Consider the following 14,680-nt stretch of genomic DNA (forward strand, 5'->3'; position numbering starts at 1 on the left):
CGGGGCTCGAACCCGCGACCCAACGGATTTTCAGAACCCACTTCGCATCCGGACCCTGTGTTGACTGTCTCTTCCTGTGGCGCAGGAGGACTCGCCAATGATAGGACACATCGGGAACTCGGCGATTTCCATCGATTCCCACATATAGCGGCGAATTTTCGGTAACTCGGCCCACAGTGATGCATTGGTGCGACTAGCGATTCAGTACCACAGAGCCACGGCGCCGGACGCACCCGGTCGCTAGGCCAAATGCCGCGACTGGTGTTTGCCCCAACCGCGCGGAACCGTACACGTAACACCGTTGTATGTCACCTGCTCGGGACTATGCTCGCCGGCACCGCGAACGGGCTGCAGCGCATGACAGACGCTGTTCACCTCGTCGGCGTTCCCTGCGGCAACGAGGCCTGCGACCGGTCCCAATCTAGGTTGCCGATGTGGACGCCCCGAAGCTCGTTCGCGAAGCGCACCGCCAGTCGGCTATAGTGGCCGCCAGCGAATACGGGCGACGAGTTGGTCTGACCTGACACATCGTAGATGTGGGCTTTTTCAAATCGCGGGCCGCTGAAGAGGCCTCCCGCGGCTACTGGTCCTCTGATGAAGTCGGTATGCGCTGATCACGTCGATGATGTCGCGCTAAAGCAGCTGATCCGTGATTATGCGACCGAGACGTCATGTAGTTACTGCAATATTAGCGACGCCGACGGAGAATCGATCGCCGTCTCGTTCGACGACTTCATGTCCCGCTTCATGGTCGGAGTCCACCACCGCTATGCACGTGCCGACGACGAGGCCGTGCTGCTCGATGAGGGCGAGTACGTAGGCGCGACCACCTACGAATCCGAAGAGCACCAGACCGTATGGGTAGTAAGGAATATCAACATATTGTTCGCCGAGTTCGTACTTTACCGGTCGGACGTTCTACTCGGCGAACCGTGACATGCGCCGCTCGCGGAACAACCGCCGTGGGGAAGCCATGTGTGAGTCCGTCGGCGAAGGCTCCTCTGCAGCCAAGGCGGGCTTCCTGGTGGCTATGCCCTTGTAAATGACGGACCGGCGTTCGCATCCCAGCTTGCGGCAGCTTTATCCGCAACGCTGGGCAACCGTGAACGTGCGGAAAATGCCTCACGCGCAGTCTCGCCAGATTGACACTGTTCACTGCATGCAGCAGCCAATTCCCGAAGCCCGACATGCTAGCGAGCTGCACCCGAGATTGGGCGCGGGAGACCGCCGCCGGTGAAAACCTTGATTAGATTCGTACGCATGGAGACGACGCGGTGAAGTCGAGCTACGAACCTCGAGAGCTCTACCGCACTGTGACGAGTTCGCATGTAACGGCGTCCTCTGACGCGCTCACCAGCCTCGCCTCTCACATCTCGGCCGGCACCAGCCCCGACGACGCGGATTGCCAGCATGTCCGGCTCGGCTTGTACGAGCACGGCGCATTTCTGAACCCAATTCTGCATGGCTTTGTACTCTATTTCGCAACAGGAGAGGCCGAACCACAGCGCCAAATCCCCCTCCTTGATGCGCTTCCCCCAGCTCACAGTCTATTCATTCCAACCGCGACTAATCAGGAACGGCCGCTGACCTACGTCATAGTTGCCAACAATCCGGTAGAAATCCAAATTAAACATACTCTTTCCACGCTGGCACGGCTCATTGCCCGACGAACGCTCACCACGCGAATCTTGAACGACGGAGTCGCTGAAAATCTTCCACAGCTTGCTGAAGAGACGGATTTGAAATCCGATAACCAAATAGCGGATACGATGCGATCCGAGGGGTGGATAGGCGCTGCACAATTGGTCGCCGCGCGCGCTGAGGCAAGCGGAAGGCCGCTGCATGTATCGTTCGCGACTTCGTTAATGACTCGCGAGCAGATCGCCAATCAAGCCCCTATCCTGCGGAGAGTTTACAACGACTCGCCGGTGATTAGGGATTCTATCGATAAAGTGTCAATGTTGCTAAGCCGAGGCATGACGGTCAGCGGCGGGGCCACTCAGCGCGCGGTTTCATTTATACGCGATTACATTGATGTTGGGTTGATCCAAAACTATTTGGCACACCTTGCGCGTGATGCACACGTATGCGGAAATGGCTACTTATCGTTTGGAGTTATTCCTGATCAAAGTCTTCGACTGTTGTTGCCGGAGAAAGTTACTATTGATAATGATGAAGTCTATCTCGAGGATAGAAACCAACGAACTGACGTACACGCGAATGTTTGCCATATACGAGGCGCTGACCAGCAGCAAAGTGCCTACGGTTTAAGCGTACTTGAGCCATTTATTGGCTTACAGATCGCACGTGAGCAATGGGCCACCCGCGTCGCAACTGCCGCCGCCTGGAATACCCCCGAAGTACCTCGCCGCGAGCGGGAATACGCCGTAATGATGGGACAGCTCGGAGAGGAATTTTTGGCATCCTACGAGCATCGCTGCCGACAGATCCTCGGGGCCCCAGCCACGATGGATATAGAGATACCACCGGACCTGTACTTCAGTGGCCATAGAGATATGAAGCCAGCGGCGGAAGCCATTTCCATCCGACTAGAGGGAAATGACGACACGAAGGCATCAGTAAGCAAGTGAGCGTTGAAGATGTCGCTATTCCTCCCGAACTCGCTCGATTAAGCCTCAATGAGTGGTTTCGATACCTGTCCCTGCGCGTTCGGAGAGGAAGTTTTTTTGAGATTGCGACCGATCTGGCCGTCAGCTCGAAGCAATCGGTGCGTTCTACCCTCGCAAGGCTATTGCTGCCTGCGCTGATCCACATAGTAGTTCAGTGTGCGAACCATCATGCACGAGCGCAATCGGGCGATCGCGCCGACCTAGAGCCAGCCAGCGATCAGCAGGACGTCCAAACTACGTCCGACACAGCGGCGACAGATCGACGTCCTGAACAGCCAGTCGCCGATACCTTGCCAACGGAAGTCACCAAGTTCGGCATTCCGATTTTCGATAGACGTTATCGACAAAAAGAGGAGACTACTGACGAGAGCGCTAACGTCGTCGACTCAAATTCAGAGAGTGCAGACCCTAGTGGTGAGGATGAAAATAAGCGAAGCCCATTTTTATGCGCATTCCTTATCAAAGCCGTCAAATTTCTTGCAAGCTCTCCAGTCCAAGCGGTGGACGACGCAATTCTGCTGGACGCGATTCTTCGCAAGCCCGCCTCACGAGCTGTAATCTTGGGATCTAGCGATTCACTCCTCGAACCTGTCATCACGCTGGCTGTCGACACCTCTCTAGGCGACTGGCGACAGGCCGTCCATCACTGGCTAGTGCGACATGCGGACGTAAAAGAACTTGCCTCAATCGTGTCGCGCGATCTATTAGTGCCAGATTTCGCCTGCAGTGACGAAAGGTCTATTGTCGTTCTATTGAAGACGATTCGACATGTTGCCAGTGTCCTACCGGAGGACACAGCGCGGCAACTATTACTGAACATTTTAGGTGTCGCAGCAGCTGATATCGATCCGTATGAAGAAAATTCTCTGCACATAGTCGCTAGGGACGCAGTGGTCGTTCTACTCCGGCAGCGGCCGGAGCTATTCGGATCCGCTCTTCAAGCGATTCGTGCTTCAAACGGCGATTCGTCCGGCGTTCCTGAGATAAACCGCGACACTGCCGCGCGCCTCGTTGCCGTGTCACTGCGAGAGCGGGGGCGCCAGGCCGCTGGCGAGCTAGCAGAAATTGCAATTGCGTCGGATTCTGATATTGAGAAGTTTCAGTCGCTCAGTCGACTCGCGGACGCGCCGTTGTTAAACCAAGCCGATAAAATTGATCGCAATGGTCTGCGAAAATATGCGCTTGTTCTTTGGCGCGAGGTAGTCACGGTTCCGGCTTGGGGCTTAATTTTGGCGCTAATTATTGCGGTTGGCATTCTTACTTATCGCGTTCAGGTCCGACTTCAACCAATTAATATCACCTTACAAATAGCCATTGCGACGATTGCCGTCCTTGCAACAACCCACGTCTTCGCTGTCAACTTCTCGGCGAGCCGATTACCGGGGACGATCGGCAGATACGTCAGCCGAGCTTGGACCTTAACGGCGACATACACGGCTTCGGTAGCTCTGATTGCGTTGTCTATCTGGCAGCCTACAACCGAGCCCATGAAGCGTAGTCACGATTGGATGTGCACCGCCGCCGTTGCCATATGGGCTGTATCGTTGGTTTCTACGCTCTTGACGGTGCTGAGCCGGTCCGACTCGGCTCGGGCCGCGGCTGGTTTTGCTTCTTGGCAGCTGCCGCGGGCACGCTCTTGCGGAAAGCAATTCGGCTACTGCCAGGCACACACGCTCCAGCTGAATGCCATTGCGAAATCCGTTCCAAATCTTGAGATGAAGTTAAATGGCTGGCGCGATTCTTGGGATAAAGTTATAAAGTCGCACCGACGCGGGATTTTATTGCCGTCATACCGCGGCATCCGCAATATTCTTAGTCAGAGTGAATTTGGCAACGGTGCTCGCCTAAGGTTCGTGGCGGGGTTCGGACTAATCGCTGGCCAACATCAAGATTTAGCGCACATAGTCCCGACGCGATCTCAAGCGATTAGTCATCGTGTTATATCGAGAACCCAAAGGAGCCTAAGAGTCTTAGATAGCTCGGATATCGAGGAACTAAGCAGTGGGGTAGTCGCCATGACGAAGCTTTCGGCAGATTTAGCCTTCTCGGGCGACACGGGTACTGCGCATGCAGTGGCTCATAGCTTGACCAGACTTGTCGGCGCACACCTTTCGAGCGTTAGGCACTCACGTCGCCAGCAGTTGGCACGCTGGAAACTGAGGGAACAGGCAAGGCAAGTCACGGCACCCGACCAACCCATGGACGTTGCCGCGCCCGAATATCAAGCAGCGGCGCGTTCGGCACGAGAGGACGACGCCCCTGCGCCGGTGAGTGCAGTCGTGAGGGACGCAGTAAATTCCGCTATTCAGCATGCAATCGACAGGCCTTCGTCGCTCTTCAGCATTGCCGAGTCAATCGTCAAGCCGATACTTGAAAGTAGCGGAACCGCAGACATGACGACAGCTTTAGTTGCTGAGCCTCTATCGGACCCACAAATTTCCTCTGTCAAACAGCTAAATGCCGTCCTCGAACTTCTCACTGTTGCGGGGCATCGCGCTATCGAACTTCGGTCCGACACTGCATTATCGCTCATCCTTCGAGATCTGAGCAACCTCGCAGCGAACAACGAATTCCGTTGGCGAGCGATCGAAACCATTGTTTTGCTCGTCGCATATGCGTCGCGGTATGACGTGCACTTAGCGCATCAGTGCTGCGACGTGTTCGGTGAGCGGCTTAGACAGGTCCCCGGAATTCCAACAGCGCGCGCGTTATGGCGAGCGGGGTCGGCCGCTATTGCTGCCGGTGCTGTATCAATTGCTGTTAGGGCCGCACAGATCGCTGTGCAGTTGGGCGCACAGCAGCAACTTATCGGAATAAGTTCAATGAGCGATTATGTTACCGCCGAAACTAGCCTTTCCGATTTTTTCGGCGCATACCTTGGCTCCTCCCCTCGCGACGCCCTGGAGCACTTCGCGAAATTCTTTCAAAAAGCAGAACCAGTACTCGCCGGCAGCGAGAGCCAGTCAGCGCCCGGCCAGTAGCCGGATACGCGCGAAGCAGCCCTGTGGGCACTTGAAGCGCGACGCAGGCCGGACCCTCGAGAGGGGATCTGCTTGCCAGTAGCGGCGGTTTTCCTTCGATGCGTCCAAGCTCGCCCGGGCGACGTCGAGGCACCGCCCCAAAGCCGACCCCAGCTCCCCGTCGGGGTGGGTCGAGACGTCCTCGACGTTCGCCAGCCTACGGGAGGCGCGCGTTCAAGGCCGAGCGGGACAGTGAAGCTGCAATCGGAACTAGGCGCTTCGACCCCCGGCTTGGCCGAATCCGCCTTTCCGCAATCTGTACTCAATACACCGCGTCGAAACGCCCGGCCGTATCACCGAAGCCGTGGAGCGGTTACAACCAGCACTGGGAACTACGTATCAACCCGCGATTCGGCCACATCCCGGTCGACGAGATTAGCCGCAGAGATATACAGCAATTCATCGATTCCATGACCGTCGGCCCCTGGGCGAAATTGGCCACGCTCCGACTACTCCGGTCGATCCTTGAAATGGCGCGGGAGGACGGTCGAATCCACAGCAACCCCGCGCAGGGCATGTCGGCGGGGCGGATACCCGCCCGAGATCGGCACCAATACCTCACTGCGACCGAAGTCGCCACTTTGGCGGCAGCGTGCGGCGACCAAGGCGACGTCGTCACGATCCTGGCGTTCACCGGACTGCGCTGGTCCGAACTCGTCGGATTGCGCGTCGGTGATGTCGACCTCGTGGCGCGCCGGCTCTACGTCCGCCAGGCCGCTCCAGAAGTGGAAGGGCGGATCATCGTCGGACCGCCAAAGACTCGTGCCGCTGTGCGGACCGTCCCGCTACCCCAAATCGTCATCGACGCACTCAAGCCCCGAATCGCGGGCCGCGCACCAGGGGAACAAGCGGTCACCTCACCAAACGGTGGCTTTCTCAGGTCCAACAACTGGCGTCGCCACGTCCGCTGGTCTCGTGCTCTGCAGACAACACACTTGGCCCCGTTGACGATTCACGACCTCCGCCACACCTACGCGAGCCTGGCCCGAGCTTCCGGCGCTGACCTTCGCTACGTCCAGAAAACCATGGGGCACTCCACGCCGACCGTCACCGCGAACATCTACAGCGACCTCTACTCGGATGAACTCGACCACGTAGCCACGAATCTTGACCGGCTCGACAGCTCCGCCACCAACCAGGCGAACGGACAGGAACCGGACACACCAAAACGTCCATAGAGTGCTGTCGCAGCGTCCGTGCAGCTCAAGACTGGTGGCCAGGGGCGGGATCGAACCGCCGACCTTCCGCTTTTCAGGCGGACGCTCGTACCGACTGAGCTACCTGGCCGGAAGGCAACACGTGCCTCGCCGCGTTGGCGACCCTGACGGGACTCGAACCCGCGACCTCCGCCGTGACAGGGCGGCGCGCTAACCAACTGCGCCACAGGGCCTTGCTGCTGCTCCACGTCACCGCGTCGCAGTACCCCCTACGGGATTCGAACCCGCGCTACCGCCTTGAAAGGGCGGCGTCCTAGGCCGCTAGACGAAGGGGGCCAGAACCGAATCTCTCCGGGGCACTCGCAACGTGGTCACATTGGGAGCCAAGTCAGCTTAGGTCACCGCAGGCCCAATCCTCAAACGAGCTAGGTTTCCAACCCAGTATCCTGAATCTCCGCGCCCCTATAGCTCAGTTGGTAGAGCTACGGACTTTTAATCCGCAGGTCCTAGGTTCGAGTCCTAGTGGGGGCACTATCGCACTATTGCACCGCACAGGTAATGCTCGACATCTCGACCTCTCGGGTGATGACTGACATTGTTTCGGCTAATGCTTGACAGATTCTTCGGCTGATCCAGAGCTACGCTCGCTTGGCATCCCGACCCGTCCATGTCCCGCGAGGCTGGGTTCAACAGCTGGGAGACCCCGATTCGACGTGTGACTCAGGCGCCCCAAACTCCGGCCGCAGACGGCTCCGCAGCCGACACCCGCCGCCCGCCCCCGGTATATGTCGTGAGGCCGAATGCACCGGTTACGGTTTGCGTGTCCGAGGGCTTGGCTATGCTTCCCCGTGATGAACGAGGTTGGAGTCTCCCCAAACGCACCTGTCGCCCTAGTCACGATGGAAGTCCGTCACCCCGCGACTGACGCACCCACCGAGGCCACGAACCGCGAGATCAAGCGCCTGCTCGCGGATTTCCTACCGATCGAACGTCAGGCTCAGGACGTCGGCTGGGGGATGGCCCCCGGCGGCGCGGGGCCGACGCCCACGGCCGAGCGCTTTGTGCGCTACGTCAACCGCGACAACACAATTGCCGCGTCGATGAAATCTCAAGCGACAACGGTTGAGACCAGCGCCTACACCAATTTTGAGGCCCTGTCCGATCTCATGATGCGCGTCATCGATGCGCGCTCCCAGGTCTCGTCGATCGTCGGGATCGAACGCATCGGCCTGCGCTACGTGATGGAAATCCGCGTCCCGGTAGGTGTGGATGGTCGCGTCGAATGGAGCAACTGGATCGCCGAGCCGTTGCTTGGGCCGCAGCGCCTGACTCCGGGGGGCCTGGCCATGACGGAGTGGCAAGGAGCGGCCGTCTTCCGCGATGCGCAACCGGGTCGATCACTGATCGTGCGTTATGGTCCCGGCGTCGGTCAGGCGCTGGATCCCAATTACCACCTGCGCCGGTCCACCCCGCCCCAGACCGGACCGTACTTCCTCATGGACATAGACAGCTTCTGGACGCCGAGCGGCTCCATCCCCGAATACAGCAGGGACGCACTGCTTACGACTTATCAGGATTTGTACGCCCCGGCTCGTGGCGTGTTCCAGGACGCGCTTACCAGCCGACTAAAGGACGAGCTACTTCGGCAGTAAAACCGCACTGGTGTAGGTCACATCGGCAAAAATGACCGCGATCTCGTCATCGGGATACGCAAAGCCATTGGCCGCATGTAGTTCTGCGACCGTGCGCGACGAGGTCCGCCAGCCGCGCTGGTTGAGGTAGTCGATGATATGACTGCGTGGGCCGTGATAGACGAGGTCGTTCAGGTCGACTTCGAACCCGAGTTCGGCCATCCGATCGTGATGTGCGCGCCACAGGTCGTTCGTGAAAACGGCTGTGTCGGGAACGAATTCGAAGCCCAGCCAGCTACCGGGGGCGCTTAGGGCGGTGATGTTGTCGAACAACGCGTCCTGGGCGTCGCCGGGCAGGTAGACCAGCAACCCCTCGGCGCTCCACGCCGCGGGCGCCTGCGTGTCGAACCCCGCCGCCTGCAGCGCCGAGGCCCAGTCGTCACGCAAGTCGACGGCGACGGTGCGGCGCTCGGCGGTCGGCTCGGCGCCCAGGTCAGTCAGTGTCGACGTCTTGAACTCGATGACTTCGGGCATGTCGACCTCGTAGACGACGGTGCCCGCCGGCCACGGCAACCGGTAGGCGCGGGCGTCCAGGCCGGACGCCAGGATTACCGCCTGACCGATGCCGTCCTGTGCCGAATCCAGGAAATGCCGGTCGTAGAACCTGGTGCGACAGGTCATCCCGCGCGCCATGCGGTCCGGATCGAACTCGGGGTGCCCCTCGACGGGAATCTCACCGTTTACCACGCGCGTGTAGACGTCGATACCGACGGCACGCACCAGCGGCGCGGCGTAGGGGTCCTCGATCAATCCGCGGTCGTTGGCCAGCGCCCGGCTCGCGGCGACCATGGTCGCCGTCGCACCGACGCTCGTCGCGAGATCCCAGCGATCGCGATCGGTACGCGCCATGGCTGCTCCCTACAAGGAAAGTCCGACAAAGATAGATGATCTAGTTAATATCATAGAGAGCTCCGCGGTTCCGGGCACTATCCTCCGAGTGTCTGCACACGCGGGAGGACACCAGTGACGGATTTTGCCCAACGGACCATCCAGCTCGCGCGCCAGAATGTCGCCGAGGGCGGCCGTCCGTTTGCGACGGTCATCGTGCGCGACGGCGAGGTTCTGGCCGAAAGCGCCAACCAGGTTGCCCAGACGCACGATCCGACCGCGCACGCCGAGATCCTCGCCATCCGCGCGGCGTGCACCAAGCTGGGAACCGAAAACCTCACCGGCACAACCATTTACGTGCTGGCCCATCCGTGCCCGATGTGCCTGGGGTCGCTCTACTATTGCTCACCCGACGAGGTCGTCTTCTTGACCACGCGCGACGCCTACGAGCCGCACTACGTCGACGATCGCAAGTACTTCGAACTGGCCACCTTTTATGACGAGTTCGCCAAGGACTGGCAGCACCGGCGCCTGCCGATGCGCTACGAACCGCGTCCGGCGGCCGTGGATGTCTACCGATTCTGGCAGGAGCGCAACGGCGGGCAGCGCAGAGCGAGCGCGGGCGCGCCGGCCGGAACTTGACACAGGTGCGACCGTTTCCGCTATTATCTGCGTATGCATGCAGATAGTGATGCAGATAGTTTGCCCGACGACCAGGCCGCCTTGGTGGTCGAGGTTTTTCGTATGCTCGCCGACCCAACCAGAGTTCAGGTGCTGTGGTCGCTGACAAATCGTGAGATGGCGGTCAATGAGCTCGCCGAACACGTGGGCAAGCCGGCACCGTCGGTGTCCCAGCACCTGGCCAAACTGCGCATGGCACGCCTGGTCCGCACCCGCCGCGACGGAACCACGATCTTCTACAGCCTGGAAAACGACCACGTCCGCCAGCTCGTCATCGACGCCGTGTTCAACGCCGAGCACGCAGGTCCCGGAATCCCCCGCCACCACCGCGGCGGCGGACTGCGGACCGAAACCATCAGTTAGCTAACAGATTCCACCCAATACCCAAGGGAGACGACGGTGACCGAACAGCACACCCACGATGCGCCTCACGCGCACGAACACCGGCACGGCGACGTGACCCATTCCCACGAACACACCGCGCACGATCACGATCACGTGACCCACGAGCACCCACACAGCCATGACGACGGGACCGAGCACACCCATCAGCACGTGCACCAGTCCGGTCTGGAAGAGGCACACGGCCACACCCACGGCTGACCGCGGCAACAAGAACGGTTCAGACGTTGGGGCAGTAGTGCATCGGGTTGTCGCGCTCGTCCTCCGGCGGCAGGTTGCGCGCCGGCGTCTGCACCAGCGGCACGTCAGCCGGGATGCGCCCAGCGGCGCGATCGAATCCCGCGCGGGCCCGCGGATGCTTGCGATACCGGGACGGCACGACGGCGAAGATGAGCCGCACGAGATCGCCGAAGCGCCGGTGCAACCATTCGTCGCGACGTGACCACCGGTAGCCCATCAGCGTGCGCACGGGCGGATCGTAGAGGCCGACCGTCAACCACAAGAAGAAGGGAGCCATCAGTTTGCGCTGCGCGGCCCACAGCCAATCCGGAACCCATTGGGCGAAGGGCGGTTTGGGCAGCGCGGTCAGGTCAAGCACGGCTCGCGCGGCGTAGTTGTTCTCCAACACGTTGTTACACATGTGATCCCAGTAGACCTGGAAGTCCTCCCAGGAGGCCGGCACGGGGCGCATGCTCATGCCGTACATCCGATACCACTCGACGTGTTCGTCGAACAGCTGGCGCTTCTGCTCCTCGGTCACTCCGCCGCAGAACCGTTCTGCCACATGAATAGTGCCGACGAAGAACGTCGCGTGCGCCCAGTAGAAGACATCCGGATTCAGCGCGTGGTAGCGGCGCCCCTGAGCATCAACGCCCTTGATGGTGGTGTGGTAGTCGCGCACCTCCGCGCCCGTCACCGGGGCTCGGTCACCGTCGAAAACAACGCCGCCGATGGGGTACAGCGACCGCAGCAGCCGAGGCCAGCGCTCCCGGAAGAAGGTCGAATGATCGAGAACCGCCGCACCCAGCTGAGGATGCATATTCTGCATGGACCCCGCCCAGGGCCCCTGCAGCATGCCGCGCCAGTCGCCGAAGTACCGCCAGGTCAGCGACTCCGGGCCCAGCGGTAAGGGGGGCGAGTCGTAACCCAGCGGGGCGACCGGGCAGCCGCCGGCCATTTCCTGGCCGGCCGGCGAATCCTCGGGCGCTGCCGCCTCGCCGCCGGCTTTGGCGCTGGTCAGTGGGCAGCCCGCGGAAGTATCTTGGGTCACTGGTGTTCCTGTAGGTCTCAGCAATTCTGACTACATGCGTTGTCATTATGCAGTTTAGGAGCGATGTGCAGTCCGGTCAACGCCGGAGCCGGTGGACCGGCGTCCCCCTGGAGAGCCGCCTCGCCGTGCGCCGGGACAATCTCATCGCCGCCGGGGTGCAGTTGCTCGGCTCCGACGCCGGACCGGGACTGACGGTCCGCGCGGTTTGTCGCCAGGCCGCCCTGACCGAACGTTACTTCTACGAAAGCTTCTCCGACCGAGACGAATTCGTGCGAGCGGTTTACGACGACGTCTGCGCGCGGGCGATGACGACCCTGCTGTCGGCAAAGACTCCCAGGGAGGCCGTCGAGCAATTCGTCGCACTCATGGTCGACGACCCGGTGCGCGGCCGGGTGCTGCTGCTAGCACCGACGGTAGAACCGGTGCTGACGCGGTCAGGCGCGGAGTGGATGCCCAACTTCATTGACCTGCTTCAGCAGAAGTTGTCCCAAATCACCGATCCGGTGCTGCAGAAACTCGTCGCCACCAGCCTGATCGGCGGGCTGACCGCCCTGTTTACCGCGTATCTGAACGGACAGCTGAAAGCCACCCGCAAGCAATTCATCGACTACTGCGTCGACCTGCTGCTCAGCACGGCCGCTAGCTACGTATCGCCCCGCGACCTGGGCGAAATCGACCACCCTCGCCCCGGCGGACAGCACGACTGAGCGCCCACGCAAGGACGTCGGGACCCCATTTATTTGGCGACATGCCACGCCGGCAACAAACTTGATGCTACTAAGCGACACAGATATATTGACTGCAACCCAAAGGCACAGATAACTGGAGGCAGCATGTCAGCCGAGCTGACAAACCTACAGCTGTTGCAGGAACTTGAACCGGTCGTCGAGAAGTACCTGAACCGGCACGAGAGCATGCACAGGAACTGGAACCCGCATGACTACATCCCGTGGTCAGACGGCAAGAACTTTTACGCGCTCGGCGGGCAGGATTGGGACCCCGAGCAGAGCAAGCTCTCCGACCTTGCCCAGGTCGCGATGGTGCAGAACCTGATGACGGAAGACAATCTGCCCTCGTATCACCGCGAGATCGCGATGAACTTCGGCTTGGACGGCCCGTGGGGCCAGTGGGTCAACCGGTGGACCGCCGAGGAGAACCGGCACGGCATCGCGCTGCGCGACTACCTGGTGGTGACCCGCGCCGTCGACCCGGTCGAATTGGAGAAGCTGCGCCTCGAGGTGGTCAACCGGGGCTTCAGCCCGGGCCAGAACCACCAGGTTCGAGACGACCTGTTCGCCGAAAGCCTGTTCGACTCCGTCATCTATGTCACGTTCCAAGAGCTGGCCACCCGAATTTCGCACCGCAACACCGGCAAAGCCTGCAACGAAACGATCGCCGATCAGCTGCTGGCCAAGATTTCGGCCGACGAGAACCTGCACATGATCTTCTACCGTGACGTCAGTGAGGCCGGGTTCGAGATCGCTCCCAACCAGGCCACGAGGTCGTTGCACAAGATCCTGCGCAACTTCCAGATGCCCGGCTTCCAGGTGCCCGAATTCCGGCGCAAAGCCGTCTTCATCGCCGTCGGCGGCGTGTACGACCCCCGCATCCACCTCGACGAGGTCGTCATGCCGGTGCTGAAGAAATGGCGCTTCTTCGAGCGTGAGGACATCACCGGCGAGGCGGCTGAGCTGCGCGACGACCTGGCCCTGCTGATCAAGGAACTCGAGGCCGCCTGCGACAAGTTCGAGATATCCAAGCAGCGCCAACTCGACCGGGAAGCCCGCACGGGCAAGAGGACGACGGCGTTCGAGCTGCATCAGACCGCGGGCAAGCTGGCGATGAGCCGGCGGTAGCCGCGCGGTGCGCATCGGTCCGATCGAGCTCGCGAGCCCGGTCGTGCTGGCTCCGATGGCCGGTGTGACGAACGTCGCATTCCGGAAGTTGTGTCGCGAGCTCGAACTGTCCACGGTCGGCACGGTCAGCGGACTCTATGTATGCGAGATGGTGACCGCGCGGGCGCTGGTCGAGCGCCATCCGGTCACCATGCACATGACGACGTTCGCCCCGGACGAATCGCCGCGCTCCCTGCAGCTCTACACCGTCGATCCCGCCACCACCTACGCCGCTGCTCGCGTGGTCGCCGACGAAGGCCTCGCCGACCACATCGACATGAACTTCGGCTGCCCCGTGCCCAAAGTGACCAAGCGTGGTGGCGGGGCGGCGCTGCCCTACAAGCGACGGCTCTTCGGCCAGATCGTCGCCGCGGCGGTACGCGCCACCGAGGGCACCGGCATCCCGGTGACCGTGAAGTTCCGCACCGGCATCGACGACGACCACCACACCCACCTGGACGCCGGCCGGATCGCCGAGGCCGAAGGCGCCGCGGCGGTGGCGTTGCACGCCCGCACCGCGGCGCAGCGGTACTCCGGAACCGCCGACTGGGAGCAGATCGCCCAGCTCAAGCAGCAGGTGCGGACGATCCCGGTGCTGGGCAACGGGGACATCTACGACGCCAACGACGCGCTGGCCATGATGGCCATCACCGGGTGTGACGGCGTCGTCATCGGGCGGGGTTGCCTGGGCCGGCCGTGGCTCTTTGCCGAACTGTCGGCCGCGTTCACCGGCAGCCCGGCGCCCACCCCGCCCACGCTCGGCGAGGTCGCCGACATCGTCCGCCGACACGGCGCGCTGTTGGCGGCGCATTTCGGGGAAGACAAAGGGATGCGCGACATCCGCAAACACATCGGTTGGTACCTGCACGGCTTTCCCGCCGGATCCGAGTTGCGGCGGGCATTGGCACTGGTCACAAGCCTCGAGCAACTTGATGCCCTACTGAATCAGCTGGACGGCTCGGTGCCCTTTCCGCACGCTGCGACGGGCCCGCGCGGCCGGCAGGGGTCACCCGCCCGGGTGGCGTTGCCCGACGGTTGGCTGACCGATCCCGAAGATTGCACGGTCCCGGCCGGGGCCGACGTCATGCATTCGGGTGGTTGAACCG

General features: G+C 61.2%; 12 protein-coding genes, 4 tRNA genes and 1 pseudogene. 12 read left to right on the forward strand and 5 right to left on the reverse strand.

Annotated elements, in window-relative coordinates:
* Window positions 1–594: 594 nt before the first annotated feature.
* The 4 genes and pseudogenes from JO236_RS20440 to JO236_RS20455 form a co-directional block, all read left to right on the forward strand.
* Window positions 595–936 carry a HEPN-associated N-terminal domain-containing protein gene (locus JO236_RS20440; RefSeq protein WP_293334776.1) on the forward strand — a complete coding sequence of 114 codons (342 nt, stop codon included), beginning with the start codon at window positions 595–597 and terminating at the stop codon, window positions 934–936.
* Window positions 937–1,274: 338 nt separating this feature from the next.
* Complete coding sequence (locus JO236_RS20445) at window positions 1,275–2,591, forward strand: hypothetical protein (RefSeq protein ID WP_293334779.1); 1,317 nt, start codon at window positions 1,275–1,277, stop codon at window positions 2,589–2,591.
* Window positions 2,588–5,611: a hypothetical protein gene (locus JO236_RS20450; RefSeq protein ID WP_293334782.1), complete on the forward strand. Its 3,024-nt coding sequence runs from the start codon at window positions 2,588–2,590 to the stop codon at window positions 5,609–5,611. Before JO236_RS20445 ends, JO236_RS20450 begins: the two co-directional genes overlap by 4 nt.
* Before the next feature lie 145 nt (window positions 5,612–5,756).
* Window positions 5,757–6,828, forward strand: a pseudogene (locus tag JO236_RS20455) (site-specific integrase); the annotation flags it as partial.
* Between the two features lie 32 nt (window positions 6,829–6,860).
* On the opposite strand, the gene JO236_RS20460 reads toward JO236_RS20455, so the two are convergent.
* The 3 genes from JO236_RS20460 to JO236_RS20470 all read right to left on the reverse strand — a co-directional run bounded on the left by JO236_RS20460 (window position 6,861) and on the right by JO236_RS20470 (window position 7,143).
* Window positions 6,861–6,937, reverse strand: a tRNA-Phe gene (locus JO236_RS20460).
* Window positions 6,938–6,963: 26 nt separating this feature from the next.
* Window positions 6,964–7,040: transfer RNA gene (locus JO236_RS20465), tRNA-Asp, on the reverse strand.
* A gap of 30 nt (window positions 7,041–7,070) precedes the next feature.
* A tRNA-Glu gene (locus JO236_RS20470) sits at window positions 7,071–7,143 on the reverse strand.
* A 122-nt stretch (window positions 7,144–7,265) separates the two neighbouring features.
* Between JO236_RS20470 and JO236_RS20475 the strand changes: the two genes are divergently transcribed.
* Both JO236_RS20475 and JO236_RS20480 read left to right on the forward strand, forming a co-directional pair.
* Window positions 7,266–7,338: transfer RNA gene (locus JO236_RS20475), tRNA-Lys, on the forward strand.
* A 320-nt stretch (window positions 7,339–7,658) separates the two neighbouring features.
* Window positions 7,659–8,459: a TIGR04255 family protein gene (locus tag JO236_RS20480; RefSeq protein ID WP_293334842.1), complete on the forward strand. Its 801-nt coding sequence runs from the start codon at window positions 7,659–7,661 to the stop codon at window positions 8,457–8,459.
* Here JO236_RS20480 and JO236_RS20485 read toward each other — a convergent pair.
* Window positions 8,445–9,347 (reverse strand): class I SAM-dependent methyltransferase, encoded by a 903-nt coding sequence (locus JO236_RS20485; protein WP_293334785.1) that lies wholly within the window; start codon window positions 9,345–9,347, stop codon window positions 8,445–8,447. The genes JO236_RS20480 and JO236_RS20485 overlap by 15 nt on opposite strands.
* A gap of 114 nt (window positions 9,348–9,461) precedes the next feature.
* Between JO236_RS20485 and JO236_RS20490 the strand changes: the two genes are divergently transcribed.
* The 3 genes from JO236_RS20490 to JO236_RS20500 are packed head-to-tail and all read left to right on the forward strand — an operon-like array spanning window position 9,462 to window position 10,610.
* Window positions 9,462–9,968, forward strand: a complete 507-nt coding sequence (locus JO236_RS20490; RefSeq protein WP_293334787.1) for a nucleoside deaminase — start codon at window positions 9,462–9,464, stop codon at window positions 9,966–9,968.
* A 33-nt stretch (window positions 9,969–10,001) separates the two neighbouring features.
* Window positions 10,002–10,370, forward strand: a complete 369-nt coding sequence (locus JO236_RS20495) for an ArsR/SmtB family transcription factor (RefSeq protein WP_293334789.1) — start codon at window positions 10,002–10,004, stop codon at window positions 10,368–10,370.
* A gap of 36 nt (window positions 10,371–10,406) precedes the next feature.
* Complete coding sequence (locus tag JO236_RS20500) at window positions 10,407–10,610, forward strand: zinc transporter Slc39a7 (protein ID WP_293334792.1); 204 nt, start codon at window positions 10,407–10,409, stop codon at window positions 10,608–10,610.
* A 19-nt stretch (window positions 10,611–10,629) separates the two neighbouring features.
* Here JO236_RS20500 and JO236_RS20505 read toward each other — a convergent pair whose 3' ends face one another.
* Window positions 10,630–11,679 carry an oxygenase MpaB family protein gene (locus JO236_RS20505; RefSeq protein ID WP_293334794.1) on the reverse strand — a complete coding sequence of 350 codons (1,050 nt, stop codon included), beginning with the start codon at window positions 11,677–11,679 and terminating at the stop codon, window positions 10,630–10,632.
* A gap of 65 nt (window positions 11,680–11,744) precedes the next feature.
* Here JO236_RS20505 and JO236_RS20510 point away from each other — a divergent pair, with 65 nt between their 5' ends.
* The 3 genes from JO236_RS20510 to dusB all read left to right on the forward strand — a co-directional run bounded on the left by JO236_RS20510 (window position 11,745) and on the right by dusB (window position 14,676).
* Window positions 11,745–12,386: a TetR/AcrR family transcriptional regulator gene (locus JO236_RS20510; protein ID WP_293334845.1), complete on the forward strand. Its 642-nt coding sequence runs from the start codon at window positions 11,745–11,747 to the stop codon at window positions 12,384–12,386.
* A gap of 126 nt (window positions 12,387–12,512) precedes the next feature.
* Window positions 12,513–13,535, forward strand: coding sequence for an acyl-ACP desaturase (locus JO236_RS20515; protein ID WP_293334797.1), 1,023 nt, complete (start codon window positions 12,513–12,515; stop codon window positions 13,533–13,535).
* A 7-nt stretch (window positions 13,536–13,542) separates the two neighbouring features.
* Window positions 13,543–14,676, forward strand: coding sequence for a tRNA dihydrouridine synthase DusB (gene dusB, locus JO236_RS20520; protein WP_293334800.1), 1,134 nt, complete (start codon window positions 13,543–13,545; stop codon window positions 14,674–14,676).
* Window positions 14,677–14,680 lie beyond the last annotated feature (4 nt).

The sequence above is a fragment of the Mycobacterium sp. genome (assembly GCF_019247635.1).
Taxonomy (GTDB): domain Bacteria; phylum Actinomycetota; class Actinomycetes; order Mycobacteriales; family Mycobacteriaceae; genus Mycobacterium.